16 protein-coding genes are annotated in these 16,796 nt (G+C 68.1%); all 16 read right to left on the bottom strand.

All coding sequences use genetic code 11. The annotated features are described in order from the left end of the window. Positions 1–4: 4 nt before the first annotated feature. The gene (ilvC, locus tag JHC81_RS05995) at positions 5–1,018 is read right to left on the bottom strand and encodes a ketol-acid reductoisomerase (protein WP_292172003.1); all 1,014 of its coding nucleotides are present in this window, start codon (positions 1,016–1,018) and stop codon (positions 5–7) included. A gap of 1 nt (position 1,019) precedes the next feature. Then, on the bottom strand, positions 1,020–2,753 hold the full coding sequence (locus tag JHC81_RS05990) for a dihydroxy-acid dehydratase (RefSeq protein ID WP_292172002.1): 1,734 nt from the start codon (positions 2,751–2,753) through the stop codon (positions 1,020–1,022). A 378-nt stretch (positions 2,754–3,131) separates the two neighbouring features. Then, on the bottom strand, positions 3,132–4,019 hold the full coding sequence (locus tag JHC81_RS05985) for an RDD family protein (protein ID WP_292172001.1): 888 nt from the start codon (positions 4,017–4,019) through the stop codon (positions 3,132–3,134). Next, positions 4,016–5,026: a stage II sporulation protein M gene (locus JHC81_RS05980; protein WP_292171999.1), complete on the bottom strand. Its 1,011-nt coding sequence runs from the start codon at positions 5,024–5,026 to the stop codon at positions 4,016–4,018. The genes JHC81_RS05985 and JHC81_RS05980 overlap by 4 nt, the downstream gene beginning before the upstream one ends. Next, entirely contained in the window at positions 5,023–6,333 is a 1,311-nt protein-coding gene (locus JHC81_RS05975; RefSeq protein WP_292171996.1) for a DUF58 domain-containing protein, read from the bottom strand. Before JHC81_RS05975 ends, JHC81_RS05980 begins: the two co-directional genes overlap by 4 nt. Continuing rightward, on the bottom strand, positions 6,330–7,286 hold the full coding sequence (locus JHC81_RS05970) for a MoxR family ATPase (RefSeq protein WP_292171993.1): 957 nt from the start codon (positions 7,284–7,286) through the stop codon (positions 6,330–6,332). The genes JHC81_RS05975 and JHC81_RS05970 overlap by 4 nt, the downstream gene beginning before the upstream one ends. Continuing rightward, complete coding sequence (locus tag JHC81_RS05965) at positions 7,273–8,538, bottom strand: DUF4350 domain-containing protein (RefSeq protein WP_292171990.1); 1,266 nt, start codon at positions 8,536–8,538, stop codon at positions 7,273–7,275. The genes JHC81_RS05970 and JHC81_RS05965 overlap by 14 nt, the downstream gene beginning before the upstream one ends. Beyond that, positions 8,535–9,116: a DUF4129 domain-containing protein gene (locus JHC81_RS05960; protein WP_292171989.1), complete on the bottom strand. Its 582-nt coding sequence runs from the start codon at positions 9,114–9,116 to the stop codon at positions 8,535–8,537. The genes JHC81_RS05965 and JHC81_RS05960 overlap by 4 nt, the downstream gene beginning before the upstream one ends. A gap of 171 nt (positions 9,117–9,287) precedes the next feature. Continuing rightward, positions 9,288–10,301 (bottom strand): Rieske 2Fe-2S domain-containing protein, encoded by a 1,014-nt coding sequence (locus JHC81_RS05955; protein ID WP_292171986.1) that lies wholly within the window; start codon positions 10,299–10,301, stop codon positions 9,288–9,290. Further along, entirely contained in the window at positions 10,298–11,470 is a 1,173-nt protein-coding gene (locus JHC81_RS05950) for an ATP-dependent carboxylate-amine ligase (RefSeq protein WP_292171983.1), read from the bottom strand. The genes JHC81_RS05955 and JHC81_RS05950 overlap by 4 nt, the downstream gene beginning before the upstream one ends. Continuing rightward, positions 11,463–12,725 carry a cell division protein FtsA gene (locus JHC81_RS05945; RefSeq protein WP_292171981.1) on the bottom strand — a complete coding sequence of 421 codons (1,263 nt, stop codon included), beginning with the start codon at positions 12,723–12,725 and terminating at the stop codon, positions 11,463–11,465. The genes JHC81_RS05950 and JHC81_RS05945 overlap by 8 nt, the downstream gene beginning before the upstream one ends. Next, positions 12,712–13,503 (bottom strand): MBL fold metallo-hydrolase, encoded by a 792-nt coding sequence (locus JHC81_RS05940; RefSeq protein ID WP_292171980.1) that lies wholly within the window; start codon positions 13,501–13,503, stop codon positions 12,712–12,714. The genes JHC81_RS05945 and JHC81_RS05940 overlap by 14 nt, the downstream gene beginning before the upstream one ends. A gap of 53 nt (positions 13,504–13,556) precedes the next feature. Further along, a complete protein-coding gene (locus tag JHC81_RS05935) occupies positions 13,557–14,543 on the bottom strand; it encodes an NAD-dependent epimerase/dehydratase family protein (RefSeq protein ID WP_292171978.1) in 987 nt (328 codons plus the stop codon). Beyond that, complete coding sequence (locus JHC81_RS05930; protein ID WP_292171973.1) at positions 14,540–15,535, bottom strand: 3-oxoacyl-[acyl-carrier-protein] synthase III C-terminal domain-containing protein; 996 nt, start codon at positions 15,533–15,535, stop codon at positions 14,540–14,542. Before JHC81_RS05930 ends, JHC81_RS05935 begins: the two co-directional genes overlap by 4 nt. A 51-nt stretch (positions 15,536–15,586) precedes the next feature. Beyond that, positions 15,587–16,000 carry a DUF5990 family protein gene (locus JHC81_RS05925; protein WP_292171970.1) on the bottom strand — a complete coding sequence of 138 codons (414 nt, stop codon included), beginning with the start codon at positions 15,998–16,000 and terminating at the stop codon, positions 15,587–15,589. Between the two features lie 4 nt (positions 16,001–16,004). After that, positions 16,005–16,712 carry an NUDIX domain-containing protein gene (locus JHC81_RS05920; RefSeq protein WP_292171966.1) on the bottom strand — a complete coding sequence of 236 codons (708 nt, stop codon included), beginning with the start codon at positions 16,710–16,712 and terminating at the stop codon, positions 16,005–16,007. Positions 16,713–16,796: the final 84 nt, after the last annotated feature.

Here is a 16,796-nt window from a genome sequence, read left to right as displayed (position 1 = left end):
GGTCTCAGGCGGCCTCGGATTTGGGCGTGTGCAGCCAGGCCATCCGCTCGCGCAGCTTTGCCCCGGTGATCTCGATCGGTTGCTCGCCATCGGCCTTGACCCAAGCGTCGTAGCGGGGCTTGCCGGCGTCGTTTTCGGCGATCCATTCGCGGGCGAACTGGCCCGACTGGATCTCGTCCAGCACCGTCTTCATGCGGGCGCGGGTCTCGTCGGTGATGACGCGCGGGCCGGACTTGACCGAGCCCCATTTGGCCGTTTCGGAGATGAATTCGTTCATCTTGGTGATGCCGCCTTCGTAGAACAGGTCCACGATCAGCTTCAGTTCGTGCATGCATTCGAAGTAGGCGATCTCAGGCTGGTAGCCGGCCTCGACCAGGGTGTTGAACCCGCTCATCACCAGCTCCTTGGCACCGCCGCACAGGACGGCCTGTTCGCCGAACAGGTCGGTCTCGGTCTCCTCGCGGAAGGTGGTTTCCAGCAGGCCGCCGGTCGCGCCGCCGTTCCCCTTGGCATAGCCCATGGCGCGATCACGGGCCTTGCCGGTCGCGTCCTTCTCGATGGCGAACAGGCTGGGAACGCCGCGTCCGCGCTGATACTCGCGGCGGACCAGATCGCCCGGCCCCTTGGGCGCGACCAGGATGACGTCCATGTCCTCGCGCGGCGTGATCCGGCCATAGATGATCGAAAAGCCGTGGGCGAACAGGATGGCCGCGCCCTGTTTGGCGTTGGGCTCGATGACCTCGCGGTAGACCTCGGCCTGGGCCATGTCGGGCGTCAGGATGGCGATGATGTCCGCGCCCCTGACCGCCTCGGCGGGCTCGGCGGTGGCGATGCCGTCTGCGGTGGCGTTCTTCCAGCCCTTGCCGCCGTGTCGGACGCCCGCAACCACGTCGTGGCCGCTGTCCTTCAGGTTCTGGGCATGGGCGCGACCTTGAGAGCCATAGCCGATGATGGCGATGCGCTGGCCCGCAATGGCGCCGGGGCGAATGTCATCGTCGGTATAGATGGTGATGGCCATGTCAGGCGTCCTCGTGAGCTTTGAAGTCGGCCCGAACCTGAGCGGCGGGCGGGGTGGGAATGGTGACGGCCCCTTGCGCGGCGGAGGCCACGCTGGCGCGGTACTTGGCGAAGACACCGCGGACCGGGCGCAGCGGTGGGGGGGCGTAGTCCGCCCGGCGCGCCACCAGATCGGCGTCGACGTCGATCCGGCGGTTGGTGACGTCGATGGCGATACGGTCACCATCGCGGATCAAGGCGATGGGGCCACCGACCGCCGCTTCGGGCGATACATGGCCGGCGACGAAGCCATAGCTGGCGCCGGAAAAGCGTCCGTCGGTGATCAGGGCGACATCGTGGATGCCCCGGCCCTTCAGCGCCGCCGTGACCTGCAGCATCTCGCGCATGCCGGGGCCGCCGCGCGGCCCTTCGTAGCGGATGACGATGACGTCGCCCTCGCCGACCGCACCGTCCTGGACCGCGTGGAAGGCATCTTCCTCGCTGTCAAAGACACAGGCGGGGCCTTCGAACCGGTCGACCTTGTGGCCGGTCAGCTTGATGACGGCGCCCTCGGGAGCGATGTCGCCATAGATGACGGCATAGCTGCCGCGCGCCATGACCGGGGCGTCAAAGGTCGTGACGACCTGCTGGCCGGGCGCTTCCTCGGCCTCGGCGGCTTCTGCAAACAGGCTGCGGCCGCTGACGGTGGGGGTGTTCACGATCTTGCCGGCCGTGGCCATCCGCTGGGTGACCAGCCGCGTGCCGCCCGCCGCAAACAGGTGCGAGGCCAGGAAGCGACCGCCCGGCTTCAGGTCGCAGATGACGGGGGCCTCGACGCAGGCCTGATGGCAGTCCTCTATGCCGAAATCGATCCCCGCCTCGGCGGCGATGGCGGTCAGGTGCATGACCGCATTGGTCGATCCGCCCGAAGCCGAGACTGCGATGGCGGCATTCTTCAGGCTGGCGCGGGTGATATATTTGCGGGCGGTGTCTCCCGCGAAGACCCGTTCGACGATCAGGCGACCGCAGCGTTCACCCTCCGCCCCCTTGGCCGGATCGACGGCGGGCACGTCATTGGCCCCCATGGGCGACAGACCCATGACCGACAGGGCCATGGCCATGGTGTTGGCCGTGAACTGACCGCCACAGGCTCCCGCGCCGGGGCAGGCCGCGGCCTCGACCGTCTTCAGCTGATCGTCGTCGATCGTGCCTGCGCCATGGGCTCCGATCGCCTCGAAAACCTGCTGGATCGAGATATCACCGCCGCCCAGCCGGCCCGGCATGATGGTGCCTCCGTAGTAGACCAGGCCGGGGATATCCATCCGCGCCAGAGCCATGGCCGCCGCCGGGATAGTCTTGTCGCAGCCGACGATGCAGATGACCCCGTCCAGCTGATGGCCCTCGACGGCCAGTTCGATGCTGTCGGCGACGACCTCTCTTGAGATCAGCGAGGCCTTCATCCCCTCGGTGCCCATGGAGATGCCATCGGTCACCACGATGGTGTTGAAGTCGACCGGGTAGCCGCCCGCCGCGATGATGCCCGCGCGCACGTCCTTCGCCAGCCGGTCCAGATGCATGTTGCAGGGCGTGACCGACGACCAGGTGTTGACGATGGCGATCATCGGCTTGTCGAAATCGGCATCCTGCATCCCGGCCGCGCGCAGATAGCTGCGGGCGGCGGCGCGGCTGGGGCCAGCCGTGACCGCGCGACTTCTCGCGTTCGGGGGTCGGCCGTCTGAGGTAAAATCTTGCGTCATGGGCGTGGTCGGTTCCGGCGGTGTCCGGACCGCGCGCAACAAAAAACCCGCTTCCTTTCGGGAGCGGGTGGCTGCGGGCGATCCTGAGTCTGGCTTAAGTCAGGTTGCGTGCATCCACACCGCTCCGAGGAGCAGGACGATCGATACAGCGAGAATAAGGGTGTTCAGGGCCATCTGAGCCTCATGCGCCTGCGACAGCGCTACCGCCTTGGCGGCGCTCCTGCGGTCAGCAATGCGAATGGTGTGTGGCACGTGTGAAATCCTGTTCTGCCGCATTGTAATCATGGCTCGCTGCGCCGCACAATCCAAAAAAGCAATAATCGTGCAGAAAGTCCGATGGAGACGCCTCGCCGGGCAAATTCTGACCAAGCCGGCTAATCAGACAGAACGGTCGAATTTGTCCTTGCGACGGCGACCCATCAGCAGTCCCTGCTCCATCCGGCCGCGAACGGCGTGGTAGTAGGCCCGCAGGAATTCGATGTCGGTGGCGTCGCGTCGGTCATAGACGATCTTTCGCGCGATCCGGTCGGCGACGGCCCGAACGGTGGTGCGGTCGCCGGTGCGCAGCACCTCTTCCAGAACGTGCAGCTCCTTGACGCCATAGGCATCCAGCTGGGCGGGCGTGAAGCTGTGGTCCGCCTGATGCCGGGCCCCGGCATCAGCCATGTCGCGCATCAGCTTCTGGCGGGGGCTGCGCAGCACCCAGGTGCCGGCCACCATGTCTCCGGCCCGCAGCTTGTCGGCGTTGAAGAAGGGCAGCAGCACGAAGATCAGGCACCAGATTGTGGCCAGCAGGTAGATCCAGCCGCCCATGTCGCTCTGCAGCGCCATGATCGGACCGGCGATCATCAGGCTGAGCGGCAGGAAGAGCTCGAGTTCCCGCAGGGCATTACGGGTGAAGATCGCCTCGAACGTCAGCCGTCCGCCGTTTCGCGCCGCGACCCGCAGACCCATGACACGCTTGCCTGGCGTGGCCGCCCGGGCCGACATTTCGAAGCCCAGGAAATAGGCGTTGCGCAGCAGGAACATGCCCAGCAGCCAGACGATGCCGATGATCTCGGCCGAACCGCCCCGCGTCTGTGCGAACACTATGGCCAAGGCGATGGTCACGGCGACGACGGTGCCGACGATGATCAGCAGGTCCAGCGCCAGCGCCCCGAAGCGCTGCCCGACCGTGGCCAGTTCCAGGTTCAGCGGCACCCCTTCGGGCGTGACCAGAACGCGCATCCGCTTGCGCTCGGCGGGCGTGGGGGCGGCCACCGTCATCGGCCGATCCTGGCCAGCACGCGGTCAGGGCGGGGCGCGTAGAAGTACAGACCCCAGAGAAGGGCGCTGCCGCCCGCGATGGCATAACGGACGGTGTCGCTGGTGATCAGTTGGCGCCCGAACCCTTCCAGCACGCCTGCCAGCATCAACATGATGACCACTCCCATCATGACCGCGCCCGCCGCCTTGCCGGCACCGGACATGGCTTCCAGCCGGCTCTGGCCACCGGGGAAGGCGACAGCCCAGCCGATGCGAAGGCCTGCGGCCCCCGCCAGGACGATGGCGAACAGTTCGGTCACCCCGTGGATCAGCAGCCATCCCCCGAACTCATAGCCCAGCCCCTTGGACACGAAGACATGGACCATGGCCCCCAGCATGGCTCCATTGCTGAGCAGGACCACGATGGTCGGCACCCCGAAGGCAAAGCCGAGCGCAAAGGCCAGCAGGGCGACCTCGGCATTGTGGGTGAACAGATAGGTGGCGAAGAACGACAGACCGTCTGCATCCGCGCCGTCATAAAGCGTGGCGCGCAATGCGGCCTGCGTCGCCGTCGGATCGCGGCCCTGGGCCAGGCCGGGATCGACGAAGGTGAAGAACCAGTCGCTGTCGGCCCCGACCAGCACATAGGCGACCACCGCCCCCAGCGCCGTCACGAACAGCGCCACCAGCGTCTCTCGCCATATAGACTGAACCCCTTTCGGCCAGTCGCGCGAGAAGAAGGCCGTCAGCTGTTCCAGCGGTGTGGACCGTGCGCCATAGACGAAGAAATAGGCGCGTGCCGACAGGTTCTCGAGATAGCCGATCAATCCCTGATCCAGCGAGGTCTCGCGCGCGACGGACAGGGCCGACAGGGTCGAGCGATACAGCACCGGCATGGCCAGGATCTCGGCATTGCTCAGGGCGCTGGCCGAGCGTTTCTCGGCCTTGGTGACCAGGGCCTCCAGCTGACGCCAGTCGCGCTCGCGCTCGGTGCGGAACCGCTGGCTCTTGAGTTGAAGCTCGCTCACAGCAGATCCCGCCGTTTGAGGTCCAGATAGGCGTTCAGGATGGCCGGGCCGACGTGCTGGGCCTCGGCCTCCACGATGTGGGCCCCCAGGCGACGCAGCCGGGCCAGCACCAGATCGCGCTCGCGCAACAGGCTGGCGGCGACGACGGCGCGGGCCACGTCCTCCGGCGTTTCGGGGACGGTCGAGACCAGGGTCTCCAGCTCTTCGTCACGCATGACGACGAACAGGACCAGATGCCGTTTGATCAGGCGCGACACCGTCTCGATCATCAGTTCGGCGGCGGTGATGTCGGCGAATTCGGTAAAGACCACGACCATCGACCGGCGCTTCAGACTGGCCGACAGGGTGGTCAGACCCAGGGCATAGTTGGTCTCGGTGGTGCCGTAGTCGATGGTCGCGGCCTGGCGCACCAGCAGGGGAAAGGAGGCGACGCTGGCGACCGCGCCGGTGGTCAGCTTCGGTCGCTCGGCGAAGGCGAACAGCCCTGCCCGGTCGCCTTCGCGCAGGCAGGCATAGGCCAGGATCAGGGCTCCGTGGATGGCCCGGTCGATGCGCGGGGCCCCGCCGACCGGCTCGCTCATCACGCGACCGCAGTCCAGAGCCATGATGATCTGGTGGTTGCGCTCGACCCGGAACTCCTTGGCCAGCAGGTGGTGATGGCGGGCCGACTGTTTCCAGTCGATGGTGCGGCGGTCCATCCCGGAGTGAAAGTCGCGCAGGGCGTGGAACTCGGCCCCTTCGCCGATGTCGATCTGGGCCTTGGCCCCATGCAGGGCGTCGCGCGAGACGAAGCGCACGGCCTCGTCCTCGATACGGCGGACATCGGCCCCGATGGGCACGGCCTCGTTCAGCGGACGCCGCGTCTGTCGCCAGATCAGGCCCAGCGGCCCCTGCCAGCGCAGGGTCGCCTGGGTGAAGACGGCCAGCCCCCGCCGCAAGGGCGTCATGTCGAACAGGACGGCATCGCGCCGCGCCGGGTCGGTCCGTCCGATGGCGCTGTCCAGACCCGTGCGCGCCTCGGCATCGAGCGCGATCTCGAGACGTCGCCGCGTGCCGCCGCGGCTGAAATCGGCTTGCAGCAGGGCGGTCGCAGGCGCGGCGACGGCCAGATAGCCCGGCGGCTCGAAGGTGATGCCGACACTGCGCGGGGCCGCCGCCAACAGGGCGTCGATCAGCATCAGCACCCCCAGACCCATCAACCAGGCGGGCGCGGCCAACCACAGGCCCGGCTGCACCAGGCCGAGCAGCAGCGCGACGGGCGCTCCCGCCAGGGCCGCCAGGATGCTGAGCCGGGTCGGATAGATCATCGCGGAGCGGGCACCTGATCGATCAGGCTGGCGATCACCTGATCGACGCGGCGACCCTCGATCTCGGCGGCCGCCGACAGCACCACCTTGTGCCGCAGGGCGGGCAGCGCCAGGCCCTTGACGTCATCGGGGATGACATAGTCGCGTCCGTCCAGCACCGCTCGCGCCCGCGCCGCGACAGCCAGCATGGACCCCGCCCGCGGCGAGGCCCCGGTCTGCAGGTCGGCATTCTCGCGCGTCGACCTGATCAGATCGACGACATAGGCCGCGATCTCGTCACTGAGCCGCACGCGCGACACGGTCTGTACGGCCGCGGCGACGGTGGCCTGATCGGCGATGGGGGTGACGCCCAGACCTTCCGGATCGGGCATGCCGGCCTGGGAGCCGTGGGCCTTGACCACCTTCAGCTCGTCCTCGCGCGACAGATAGTCCAGCGTCTGTTTGAACAGAAACCGGTCCAGCTGTGCCTCGGGCAGGGGGTAGACGCCCTGCTGCTCGATCGGGTTCTGGGTGGCGATGACGGTGAAGCGATCGCTCAGCGCATGGGTCTCGCCGTCGATGGTGACCGATCGCTCCTGCATGGCTTCCAGCAGGGCGGCCTGGGTCTTGGGTGGGGTGCGGTTGATCTCGTCGGCCAGCAGCAGGTCGCAGAAGACCGGCCCGCGTGTCAGGCTGAAGGTTGAGGTCTGGAAGTTGAACAGATTGGACCCCAGGATATCGCCCGGCATCAGATCCGGCGTGAACTGGATGCGCCCGAACTGCAGCGACAGGGTGCGCGCAAAGCTCTGGGCCAGCAGGGTCTTGGCCGTGCCGGGGGGACCTTCCAGCAGGATATGCCCCCCGCTGAACAGGGCGGTCAGCATAAGGTCGACGGTGTCGGTCTGGCCGATCACGGCCTTGGCGACCTCGCTGCGGATACGGGCGGCGATCGCCCCGACTTCAGCCACGTCCACGGGTCATCTCCGATTTCCAGTTCAACAGTTTGCGCACGACGACCATCAGGTCCCCGGCGTTGCGAGCCTGATCCGCTTCTGTGGACAGGGTCTCGAAATCCGTCTGCACGCCCTGGCGCGTGGCCAGTCGATCCAGCAACTGGGTCAGGCCGTCGCGCGACAGGTTGGATGGGGCGGAAACAGCCTTGGCCGCCTGCTGGCGCACAAGGTCGGCATAGGGCCGGGCCATGCTGCGCTCGCGCCGGGCCAGCCGGACCAGGGCGGCGGTATTGTCAGCCAGCGCCTTCTTGCCGAGGGCCACGGCGCGGTCGCCCTTGCGATGCGGCGCGAACCGGTTGGCCGCCTGCCAGAACACCAGCCCCGCCGCGATCAGCAAACACAGGGTGAAGCCCAGTAGCGGCGGTTCCAGCAACAGTCGCAGAATGCTGCGTGGTCGCCCGAACCCATGCAGGGTCAGGTCGAAGACGACCGCCTGGTCGGGAATGGCGACGGCGTCGATCAGGCCCAGCGCCGTCTGCGCCTTGGCCGGCCTGTCCATGCCCAGGGTATTGAGCAGGTCGGGATCGGACACGACCATGACCCCGGTGTCGTCATGCATCAGCACGACCGCGCCGTCGCCCCTCACGGTCACCAGCGGCGACCAGCCGGGCCCGGACAGGGTGCGCAGACCCTGGATCGCCACAGGCGGTCCGATCGGCTCGTCGTCAGGACCCAGCAACACCACCGGCTGGTCGGACGAGCGCGACGACATCGCCAGATCGGGCCGCAGGTCGTCGGGCAGTACCGACAGCGCCTCGCCAGCCGTCAGCTGACCCATCCGCTCGACCCAGCCCTTCCTGAACGGTTGCCCGACCGTTTGCCATTTCGGCAGGACCAGCAGCGTCGCCTGCGAGGACCAGCGCAGCTCATCCAGCGCATCGGTTTCCTGGCCGACGCCGGGGGTCAGGACCAGCAGGTTCTCATCGTTGACGGCCCCCAGTGCCCCACGGCTCAGCAGCACGGGACGTCCCGTCTCGCGCATCAGCTTGACCACCCCGGCATAGCCTACGGCCGATTTCGACAACGCATGCTCGCGCCCGTCGTTGCCGCTGCTCAGTTCGGGCGAGAAGGCGTCCAGTGCCGCCATGGCCGACAGGGCGAAGACCGCCGCCAGGATCAGGGCGATGATGACGACGGGCCGGAACGGGCTGTGGCTGGCGCCCGCCTCGTTCACGGCACCGGCCTGGGCTGGATTGGCGACAGCGTCGGTCATCGGGCCCAGGTCTCCGGAAAGGCGAAGGCCTCATAGGCGGCGCGGCAATCGTCCCAGGTCGCGCGATCGACCGAACCGCCGCCGAACAGGCTGGTCTCAACCGCTCGAGCGATGCGCAAGAAAGTCGGACGCGCGGCGTCCGGCAACCGCTCCAGCCGGGCGATGTCGCGCGACGTCAGGGCCGGGCGCACCGCATTGGGCAGGCGCCCCTCGATGTCGTTGATGCTGCGCAACAGCAGCAGATGGACCGCCTCTGCATACTGACCCTTGGCCGCCAGGGCGTCGGCGTCGGACAGCAGAGCCAGGGCGACCGCCGCCTCGGGTCGCCAGGGCTCCGGCGCGGGCTTGGCAGTCTTGCCACGCTTCTCGGGTGCGCGGATACGCATCAGCTCGCGGATGATGAGCCAGCCGATCCCGGCCACGACCAAGCCGATCAGGATCCAGAAAATGATCTGGAACAGCGGTCCCAGAGCATCCAGAAACTCGAACAGGCCGCGCAGCCAGCTGGGGGGCGGTTCAGGCGGGGGCGGTATCTCGCGCGGCTCCATGCTGAACTGCAGCGAGCGGTCGCCGGCCACGGCCTGATTCGCGGCGTCGAACCCCTGGCCGGTGGTGGCGGGGCCCGGGTCAGCTTTGACAGCTGGCTGTATGCCCGCAACACGCCCCATGCCCGTTCACGTTGCCAAGCGAAAACGAGCCTGTCGAGAGGCTGTGTGCAATCAACTGCTTAATGACAGGCCGGTGACATGTCAGAGCTGGTGGTCGAACGGCCCCTCATGACCGGGCTCGATCCGCTCGCCGTTGAACAATCGTGCGACGCGCGCGCCCAACAGGTCGCCGGGGCCTTGCAGGAAACGCGGGCTGCCGAACCGCTCAATATTGTCCAGTTGCCGGGACAGGGCATGTCGATCCTGGCGGACGACGGGATCGAGGAACAGGCGGATGGCCCGCTCCTTCAGCCAGCCGGGGCCGCGCCCCTTGGGCGTCGTGAAACAGGCGAAGGGCATCAGGCTGGTCTCGGTCACCGGGGTGAAGAAGACGGTGACGCACAGGGTTAGTCCCTTTGGCCCCTCCCAGCGTGCCTGGACCGTGGTCGGGCCATTGAGCCGGGTGCGGCTGCGATCGCGCGGCGGCTCCAGCAGGCGGGACATCCAGCCCAGATCCGGCTGGGGTTGCTCGATCACGGATTCGATCCAGTCCTCGCCCGAGGCGACGCTGAGCCGCACCGGAACCCGCCGGGTACTGCGCCGGATTATGCCGTCGTGGATGAAGTTGGTGTGGAAGGGGTCCAGCACATTCTCTAGCGCATCCAGCGCCCGCCCGCGCCACACCCCCTGCGACCACCAGAAGTGATCGTGCCCGGGCGCGCTCCAGTCGGTCAGGTCGGGCAGGGGCGCGCTGGCGGCGCCATCTAGCCGGACCAGCACCGCGCCGTGTCGCTCCATGACCACCACCGGCGTGGCCGCCAAGCGCTGCGACTGGCCATCGGCCAGAGCGCATCCTGGCACCTCGACGCAGGCTCCGTCGCCCGTGAACCTCCAGCCATGGTAGGGGCATTGCAACGTGCCCTCGACCAGCCGCCCCTCCGACAACGGATAGTTGCGATGCGGGCAGCGGTCGATCAGGACGCTGACCCCGGCTTCGGTACGAAACAGCACCAGCGGCACCCCGGCCACGGTCCGGGACAGAGGCTTGGCTCCCACCTCGCGCGAGAGGGCCGCCATCTGCCAGCTGGATTTCAGGCTTGCGGGAAGCGGGGTCATGGTCCCTCCCATAGCGCAGGCGTCAGCGGCTGTCCGTTCCACTCGATATCGGCGGTCATGGCCGAGGCCAGATCCTGGCCTGATGTGAGAGCCCTCAGGCCGAACCCGGCGGCATCCATCAGGGCACCGAGCGGGGGCAGCGGATCGCGCGGTGCCGAGAGGATATCGTGTGAAAGGCGATGCTCGTCGCGCCATGCCATCAGCTGCTGCGTCCGCAGGGCGTCGGCCAGCCCGAAGGTGTCGAGCATGATGCTGTTGCGCCAGTTGCCGGGGCCAGGCCGAGCGATATCTCGGCCAAGCAGCGCCCGACCGAACGCGGCGCTGCGCCCGAACAGATGCACCCCGCTGGTCGCCCGCGGATTGCACTCGATCAGCAATGGCTGACCCCTCACATCGATGATGGCGTCGCAGGCGAACTGGCCCCTGCGGACAACCCTAGCGAGGGCGTCGGCCATGGTGCGCAGGCGGTCGAATACTGACTCCGCCAGCGGCGTGAAGACGTAGGCCGCACCTCCGCGCGTGCGCCAGCCGGAGCGATAGGCCGAGAAGGCTGTCAGGACGCCGTCATGAGCGATGGCATAGAAGCTGACCTCCTCGCCCTTCACCCGGGACTGCACAAGCCAGGGGGTTTCCGGCGAGGGTCGCAGGCTCTCCAGCGCCGCCGCGTCGGGCTTTATCAGGGCTTGGCTACCGAACCGGGACCAGGCGGGTTTGACGACCACATCTGCATCCAAGGCTTCGTGCATCAGGCCGGCGCTGTCGGTGACGACGGTCGTCGTCGGCACGGGCAGCCCCAGTTCATCGCACAGCACAGCGAAACGGCCCTTGTGATGCAGGGTGGCCAGGGTCTCGAAGGGCGGGGCGATCAGTTTGTCGAACCATCCCTCGGCCTCGGCGAGGGCCGCGAGGTGGAAGACTTCCTCGCAGGTCGGGACGACGGCGATCGGATCGATCCGGTCGATGAGCCTGCGGATGTCCCGGGCGAATTCGGCCGGTCGGTATACGGGCGAGCTATGACGATAGACCGCTATCGGCGCATTCGACCTCCGCGCGATCCGGGCCGGAACGCAGTCGGCCATGTGCACCTCGAACCCTGCCGCCTTCAGGCTGCGAGCGATGTCGAGGGCGGCGGGGGCGCGGGCCCCGGTGACCAGAACCCGGTCAGCCATCGGACCACCGAATGCGGCGGCGCTTGATGCCATGAACAGGGACTTGGGGCAGGGAGGTCACGGGCAGGTCGATGTTGTGCGCGGCCAGTAGCTGAGTGACGGCCTCGGCAGCCGCATCTGCAAGCAAACCCTCGGCCTCGACCACGACACCTTCACGACTTGCTGTGGCCCGCCAGTCGATGTCCGGCCCGACTGCTTTGCTGATTGTCGTTTCCACGACACGGGGCGGAATGACCCCGCCGGGCCAGCGCCACAAATCCTCCAGCCGTCCCTCGACCGGATGGGTGGCCGTCAGCGGCGACCCGCAAACGCAGCGACCCTCCAGCGGTTGGAGCAGGTCGCCCAGCCGCACCCGGATCATCGGCTGGCTGGTCCGGCGCAGGTCTGTGACGACAGGCACGAACCGGTCCGTACCCGGCACCGGCTCGCGCTCAATGTTCAGCACATCCTCGTTCAGGTGAAGTGTGCCATGGCGGCAGGGCGCGGCGATGAAGCCCTCGGTGGCCTGATAGAGCGGATCCGGTCTTGCCCCGAGCACCGACCCGATCCAGCCGCGCTCGGCCTTGCCCATGGGCTCCGCTCCATAGAACAGGCGTCGCAGCGACCAGGCCTGATCATGGGACTGCGTCCGCCGGGCCAGCTCGGCCAGCACATGGGGCGGGCCGATCAGGATGTCGGGTCGAAAGGCTTGCAGCCGCTGGAACCGGGCGGCCGGATCTTCGCCCAGACTCACGAACAGAAAGCGGATACGTCCGGTCCGTCCCACATCCTGATACAGCCGGTTGTCGGCGCGCAGGCACAGGGCGATGCGCAGTGGGCTGAACAGATCTCCCACAGTGAGCAGCCGGGCCAACAGGTGACCCAGATAGGCGGCGCGTTCCGCCCGACTGTTCAGGAACAGGCCCGGTGTCCCCGATGAGCCGGTGGAAAAGCCGGCCGCCACACCCGGTGCGACCAGGCCTTCGCTGCCTGCCTCGGCGTCACGGGCCGCCGCTTCGGCCCGATCCCGCGTCAGACCGAGCGTGTTCCAGTCTACGAACCCGGCCCGCAGTTCCCGCGGCTGCATGATCGGAAATCGGTCCAGCGGCTGACCCGCCAGATGGGCAATGGCCGGCGTTGCGGCGACGACGGGCTGCATACGCCGCCACAGCCGCGCCTGGCGGGCCTCCACGTCGCGGCGTTGGCGCAGGGTCAGCGCCGACCAACGTGCGTCCAGCCAGGCGGCGGCGATGGCCTTGCGGTCAGGCCGGTCCATGGCCGCCGCTCTCGTGCGCGACCTCGCCGCAATGTGAGGGGGTGACGGCGATGTCGGGATTGCGGTGCCATAGTCGGTGCAGGTCGTGCAGGGTCCGGCGACAGGCATGGGTGTCGCCCAATAGGCTGGTGGTCAGCCTGGGCGGCGGGGCGTCATCCCGCACGGCGCCGCTGGACCAGGCCGCATCGCCGATCAGGAACCGCGTCCGGCCGTCGTCCTGCCGAACCAGCAGGCCCCAATGACCGGGACAGTGACCGGGCAGGGGCACGGCCATCAGCGCACCGTCGCCCAGCAGGTCCGCCCCCGTCTCGAACGGGGCCAGATCGGCGGACAGGGCGACTCGCGGCCGATCCTCGAACCAGACGGCGCGGTCCACCAGATCGGCTGGGGCCAAGGCGCTGAGCACACCCTTGCGGACGCGGGACAGCCGGTTGCCCTGAACCAACTGCGCCGCCCCGGCACGGGCGCAGTGGATGGTGGCGTTGGGAAAGCGATGCAGGCCCGCGACGTGGTCGCCGTGGAAGTGGGAAATAACGATGGCGGTGACGTCATCAGGCCTCACGCCAAACCGGGGCAGTTGCTCGGCAACCGCTTCCTCCGGACGGAAATCGACCGGGGTCGTCCAGCGATAAAGCCGCTCTGGAAACGCTTCCGTGGCTGCAAAGAAGGCGGGGTCATAGCCGGTATCGAACAGGATCGGCCCGGCGTCAGGATGCAGGATCAGGGCGACCAGGGCCGGAAACTCTATGCTGCGCCACGAGGCCCCTTCGCGGGTCATGGCCTCCGGATGACGGCATGATCCGGCCCTCAGGATGTGGACGCGGCAGGCCTTCACCGGGACGCCATGTCCGGCGCGATCTTCAGGGCCGTTTCCACCGCATCATACTCCGGCTCATAGCCCAACAAGTTGCGCGCCTTGGTCAGGTCGAACGCCTGGGACCAGGCCAGGGTCGACAGGGTATAGGGCGTCAGGATCGGCTCTGGGCGACCGGGCAGGATGCGGCAGACGGCGTCGGAGACGACAGACAGGGCCTGTCCCAGCCAGAGCGGCAGGGGCACGATCTTCACCGGCACGCCCAGCCTGTCGCCCAGCCGCTTCACCAGCGTCGCGATCGGCAACGGTCGTCCGCCGGAGATGTTGATAGCCTCGCCACCCGCCCTCTCCCTGTGCCGGTCCGCCAGCATCAGGGCCCGGGCTCCGTCGCGCACGTCGGTCAGCTCGACCAGGGCCTCGCCCCTCCGGAACAGCGGGAATCGCCCCTTGCGCACCAGCCGCAGGATGCGTGGCAACAGCACCGTGTCGTCCGGCCCGATCAGGGCACGCGGGCGTATGGCGACGGTGCGGAAACCGGGGCAGTCGGCGGCCAGAACAGTCTTCTCGGCCTCTCCCTTGGTGCGGGCATAGGCATTCAGCGGTCGATCGGGCCAGGGCGTGGCCTCTGTCAAGCCGGTCTGGTCGCGCCAGCGGGCATAGACGGAAGGCGAGGAGACGAAGACGAAACTGCCGACGCCCGAGGCCTGCGCCGCTGCCAATAGCCGCCGTGTCGCCTCGACATTGGCGCGGTCGAACGCTTCATCCGGCCCCCACGGGCTGGACAATCCCGCGACGTGAAGGACGACGTCGCGGTCGGCGCACAGGCGGGCCAGATCGGTGTCGAGCAGATCGGCCGCCACCGTCTCGGAACCCATGGCCGCCAGCCGTTCGAGGGCGGCGGGTTGCCGTCCCGTAGCCCGGACCGCATAGCCCGCATCCAGCAAGATCCGCACCAGGGCGATACCCAGGCCGCCCGTCGCGCCGGTAACGAGCGCTCGCCTCATGTGCGCAAGACCATGGCCGCCGCACTGATCCCGGCCGCCGTGCCCAGCATCAGGACGGTACCGCCAGGCTCGATCAGGCCACGCACCTTGGCCTCGACCAGGGCCGTCGGCAGGGAGGCCGCGATCTGGTTGCCGTGGGTGGCGAAGATGTCGATGACCCGCGCGGGATCGCCGCCCATCAACCGCCGCACATGCTCGATACCCGGCGCGCTGGCCTGGTGGCAGATGACCAGACCGACCGTCTCTCGCGTCAGTCCCGCCTCGCACAACACACGGTCGATCAGGCGGGGCAGGGACCGCGCGGCGGCCTTGAAGATGCCGAAGGCGTCCATGTGAAACTTCGCCCCCTCGGTCAGCGCCTCCAGCCCGTGGTCGATGCGGATGCGGGTGCCGCCGGACTTCAGCGTGGCCAGGTCCTTGCCCTCGCCATAGGTCTCGAACCCCCGCGACAGCAGCCCCGGGCCTGTCGGATCGTCCGTCGCCTCGACGCAGATCGCCGCCGCGCCGTCTCCGAAGATGGCAGCGGACGCAGGGGTGTCCCAGTCCAGCCCTGCCGAGGCGATGTCGCTGGCCACGATGACGGCGCGGCGGAACCGGCCGGTCTCGAAGCCCATGGCCGCGATGTCCAGCGCCGTCACGAACGACAGGCAGGTCTGGTTGACGTCGAAGGCCCAGATGCCGGACTTGCCCAGACCCAGCGCCTGCTGGATCAGGATGGAGGTGCCGGGGATGGGCTGCTCCATGACCGCGCAGGCCCCGATCAGCACGTCGAACTCACCCTCGCCCCAACCCGCGTCGGCCAGAGCGCGCCGGGCGGCCTCTGTGCCCATCATGGAGGTGGTTTCGTCCGACGCGGCCACGCCTCGGGTCGCGATCCCGAACTGCTCCTGTGTCCAGCCGCCGGGTTGCCCAAACACGACATCCAGCGCCTCGGACGGGCGTCGCTCGCGCGGGGCATAGACCCCGTACCCCACGATGTTCATCGGCGTCATGGCCAAAGGCTTACGCCGAGGCTTGGGCGGCGTCTATCTGCACAGGCCTGTTCAGAGCTGACGCCAAGGTTGCAGCGGTCGCACGGTCGCGCACGCCGGCTTACCGTCCTTGCCGCGCCCCGGCAGCACCGCCTCCAGCACCTTTCCCTGCCGCGCGAGGGCCAGCAGGTCGGTCGGAATGTCATGTACATCGATCTTGGCCCTGCGGCTGACAACCAGTCCCTCGCCACCGGCCTGACCGCCCACAGCGATGTAGACGAAGCGACGCGTCGGCCCCTCCGTCCGCACGAACGGCCCCAGCATCCGCGCGTCATCCGACAGCCGGACCGGCACGTCGAATGACAGCGGACCGTCGCCTGCAATCACCGGGTTCACGGGCGCATTCTTCTTGTCCTGCAGACTGTAGTGCAGACCCGCGACCGGATCGACGATGGTCAGACGCAGAGTGATCGGCGTGTCGGCCATGGGCTCATTCCTGATGTTCGACGTGGTGCGCGCCGCGAACCATGCGCACAAACGGCAGAGGACGTTTGGGCTGCGCCAGCCGCTCTGCCACCTCGCCCAGAACGAAGCGCGTGATGGCGGGCAGGTCCAGGGCTCGCGCTTTTGACAACGGCATCCAGGCAATCTCGTCCAGTTCGCCAGAGCCGGCTGTTGGCTCTGGATGCAGCAAGGCCTCGGCATCCGCCATGAAGAAGCGGGCATCGAACCGCCGCGTCCGCCCTGGCGGCGTGATCGCGCGCGCGACATAGGACAGGGCCGACAGATCGGGCAGGGCCCCGGCCGCGCGAAACTCTCGCCATGGCCCGGCCACTGAGGCGACCGGCGCAGGCTCGGCCAGCATCAGGCCGGTTTCCTCGAACGTCTCGCGCACCGCCGTCAGGGCCAAGGCGCGGGCGCGGCGCGCGTTGCCTTCGCGCGCTAGCCGGGCGGCGTCCTGAGGCGGCAGATCGGTGGCCGACGCTGCGGTGTAATCCGCCCGCTCGATCCGACCGCCGGGAAACACCCATTTCGAGGCCATGAAGACATGCCCCGGCGCGCGACGCCCCATCAGCACCTCGGTCGATCCGGCTGCGCCTCGCGTCAGGATCAACGTTGCCGCATCTTTTGGCCGCTGACGTCCGCCTGTGCGCGGCGCGTCCTTCATGTCCTGAGCGGCGTCGAAGGGTTGGCTCATCGCATTCCTCCCCCATCGGGGGAGGGGGACCACGAAGTGGTGGAGGGGGTGAGCCACAAAGGCCGGTGGATGGGGTTTGGCCCC

This window comes from Brevundimonas sp., from assembly GCF_016463295.1.
Classification (GTDB): Bacteria; Pseudomonadota; Alphaproteobacteria; order Caulobacterales; family Caulobacteraceae; genus Brevundimonas.
Note: the sequence above shows the minus strand (reverse complement) of the source record. Positions and strands in the feature narration are given on the sequence as shown.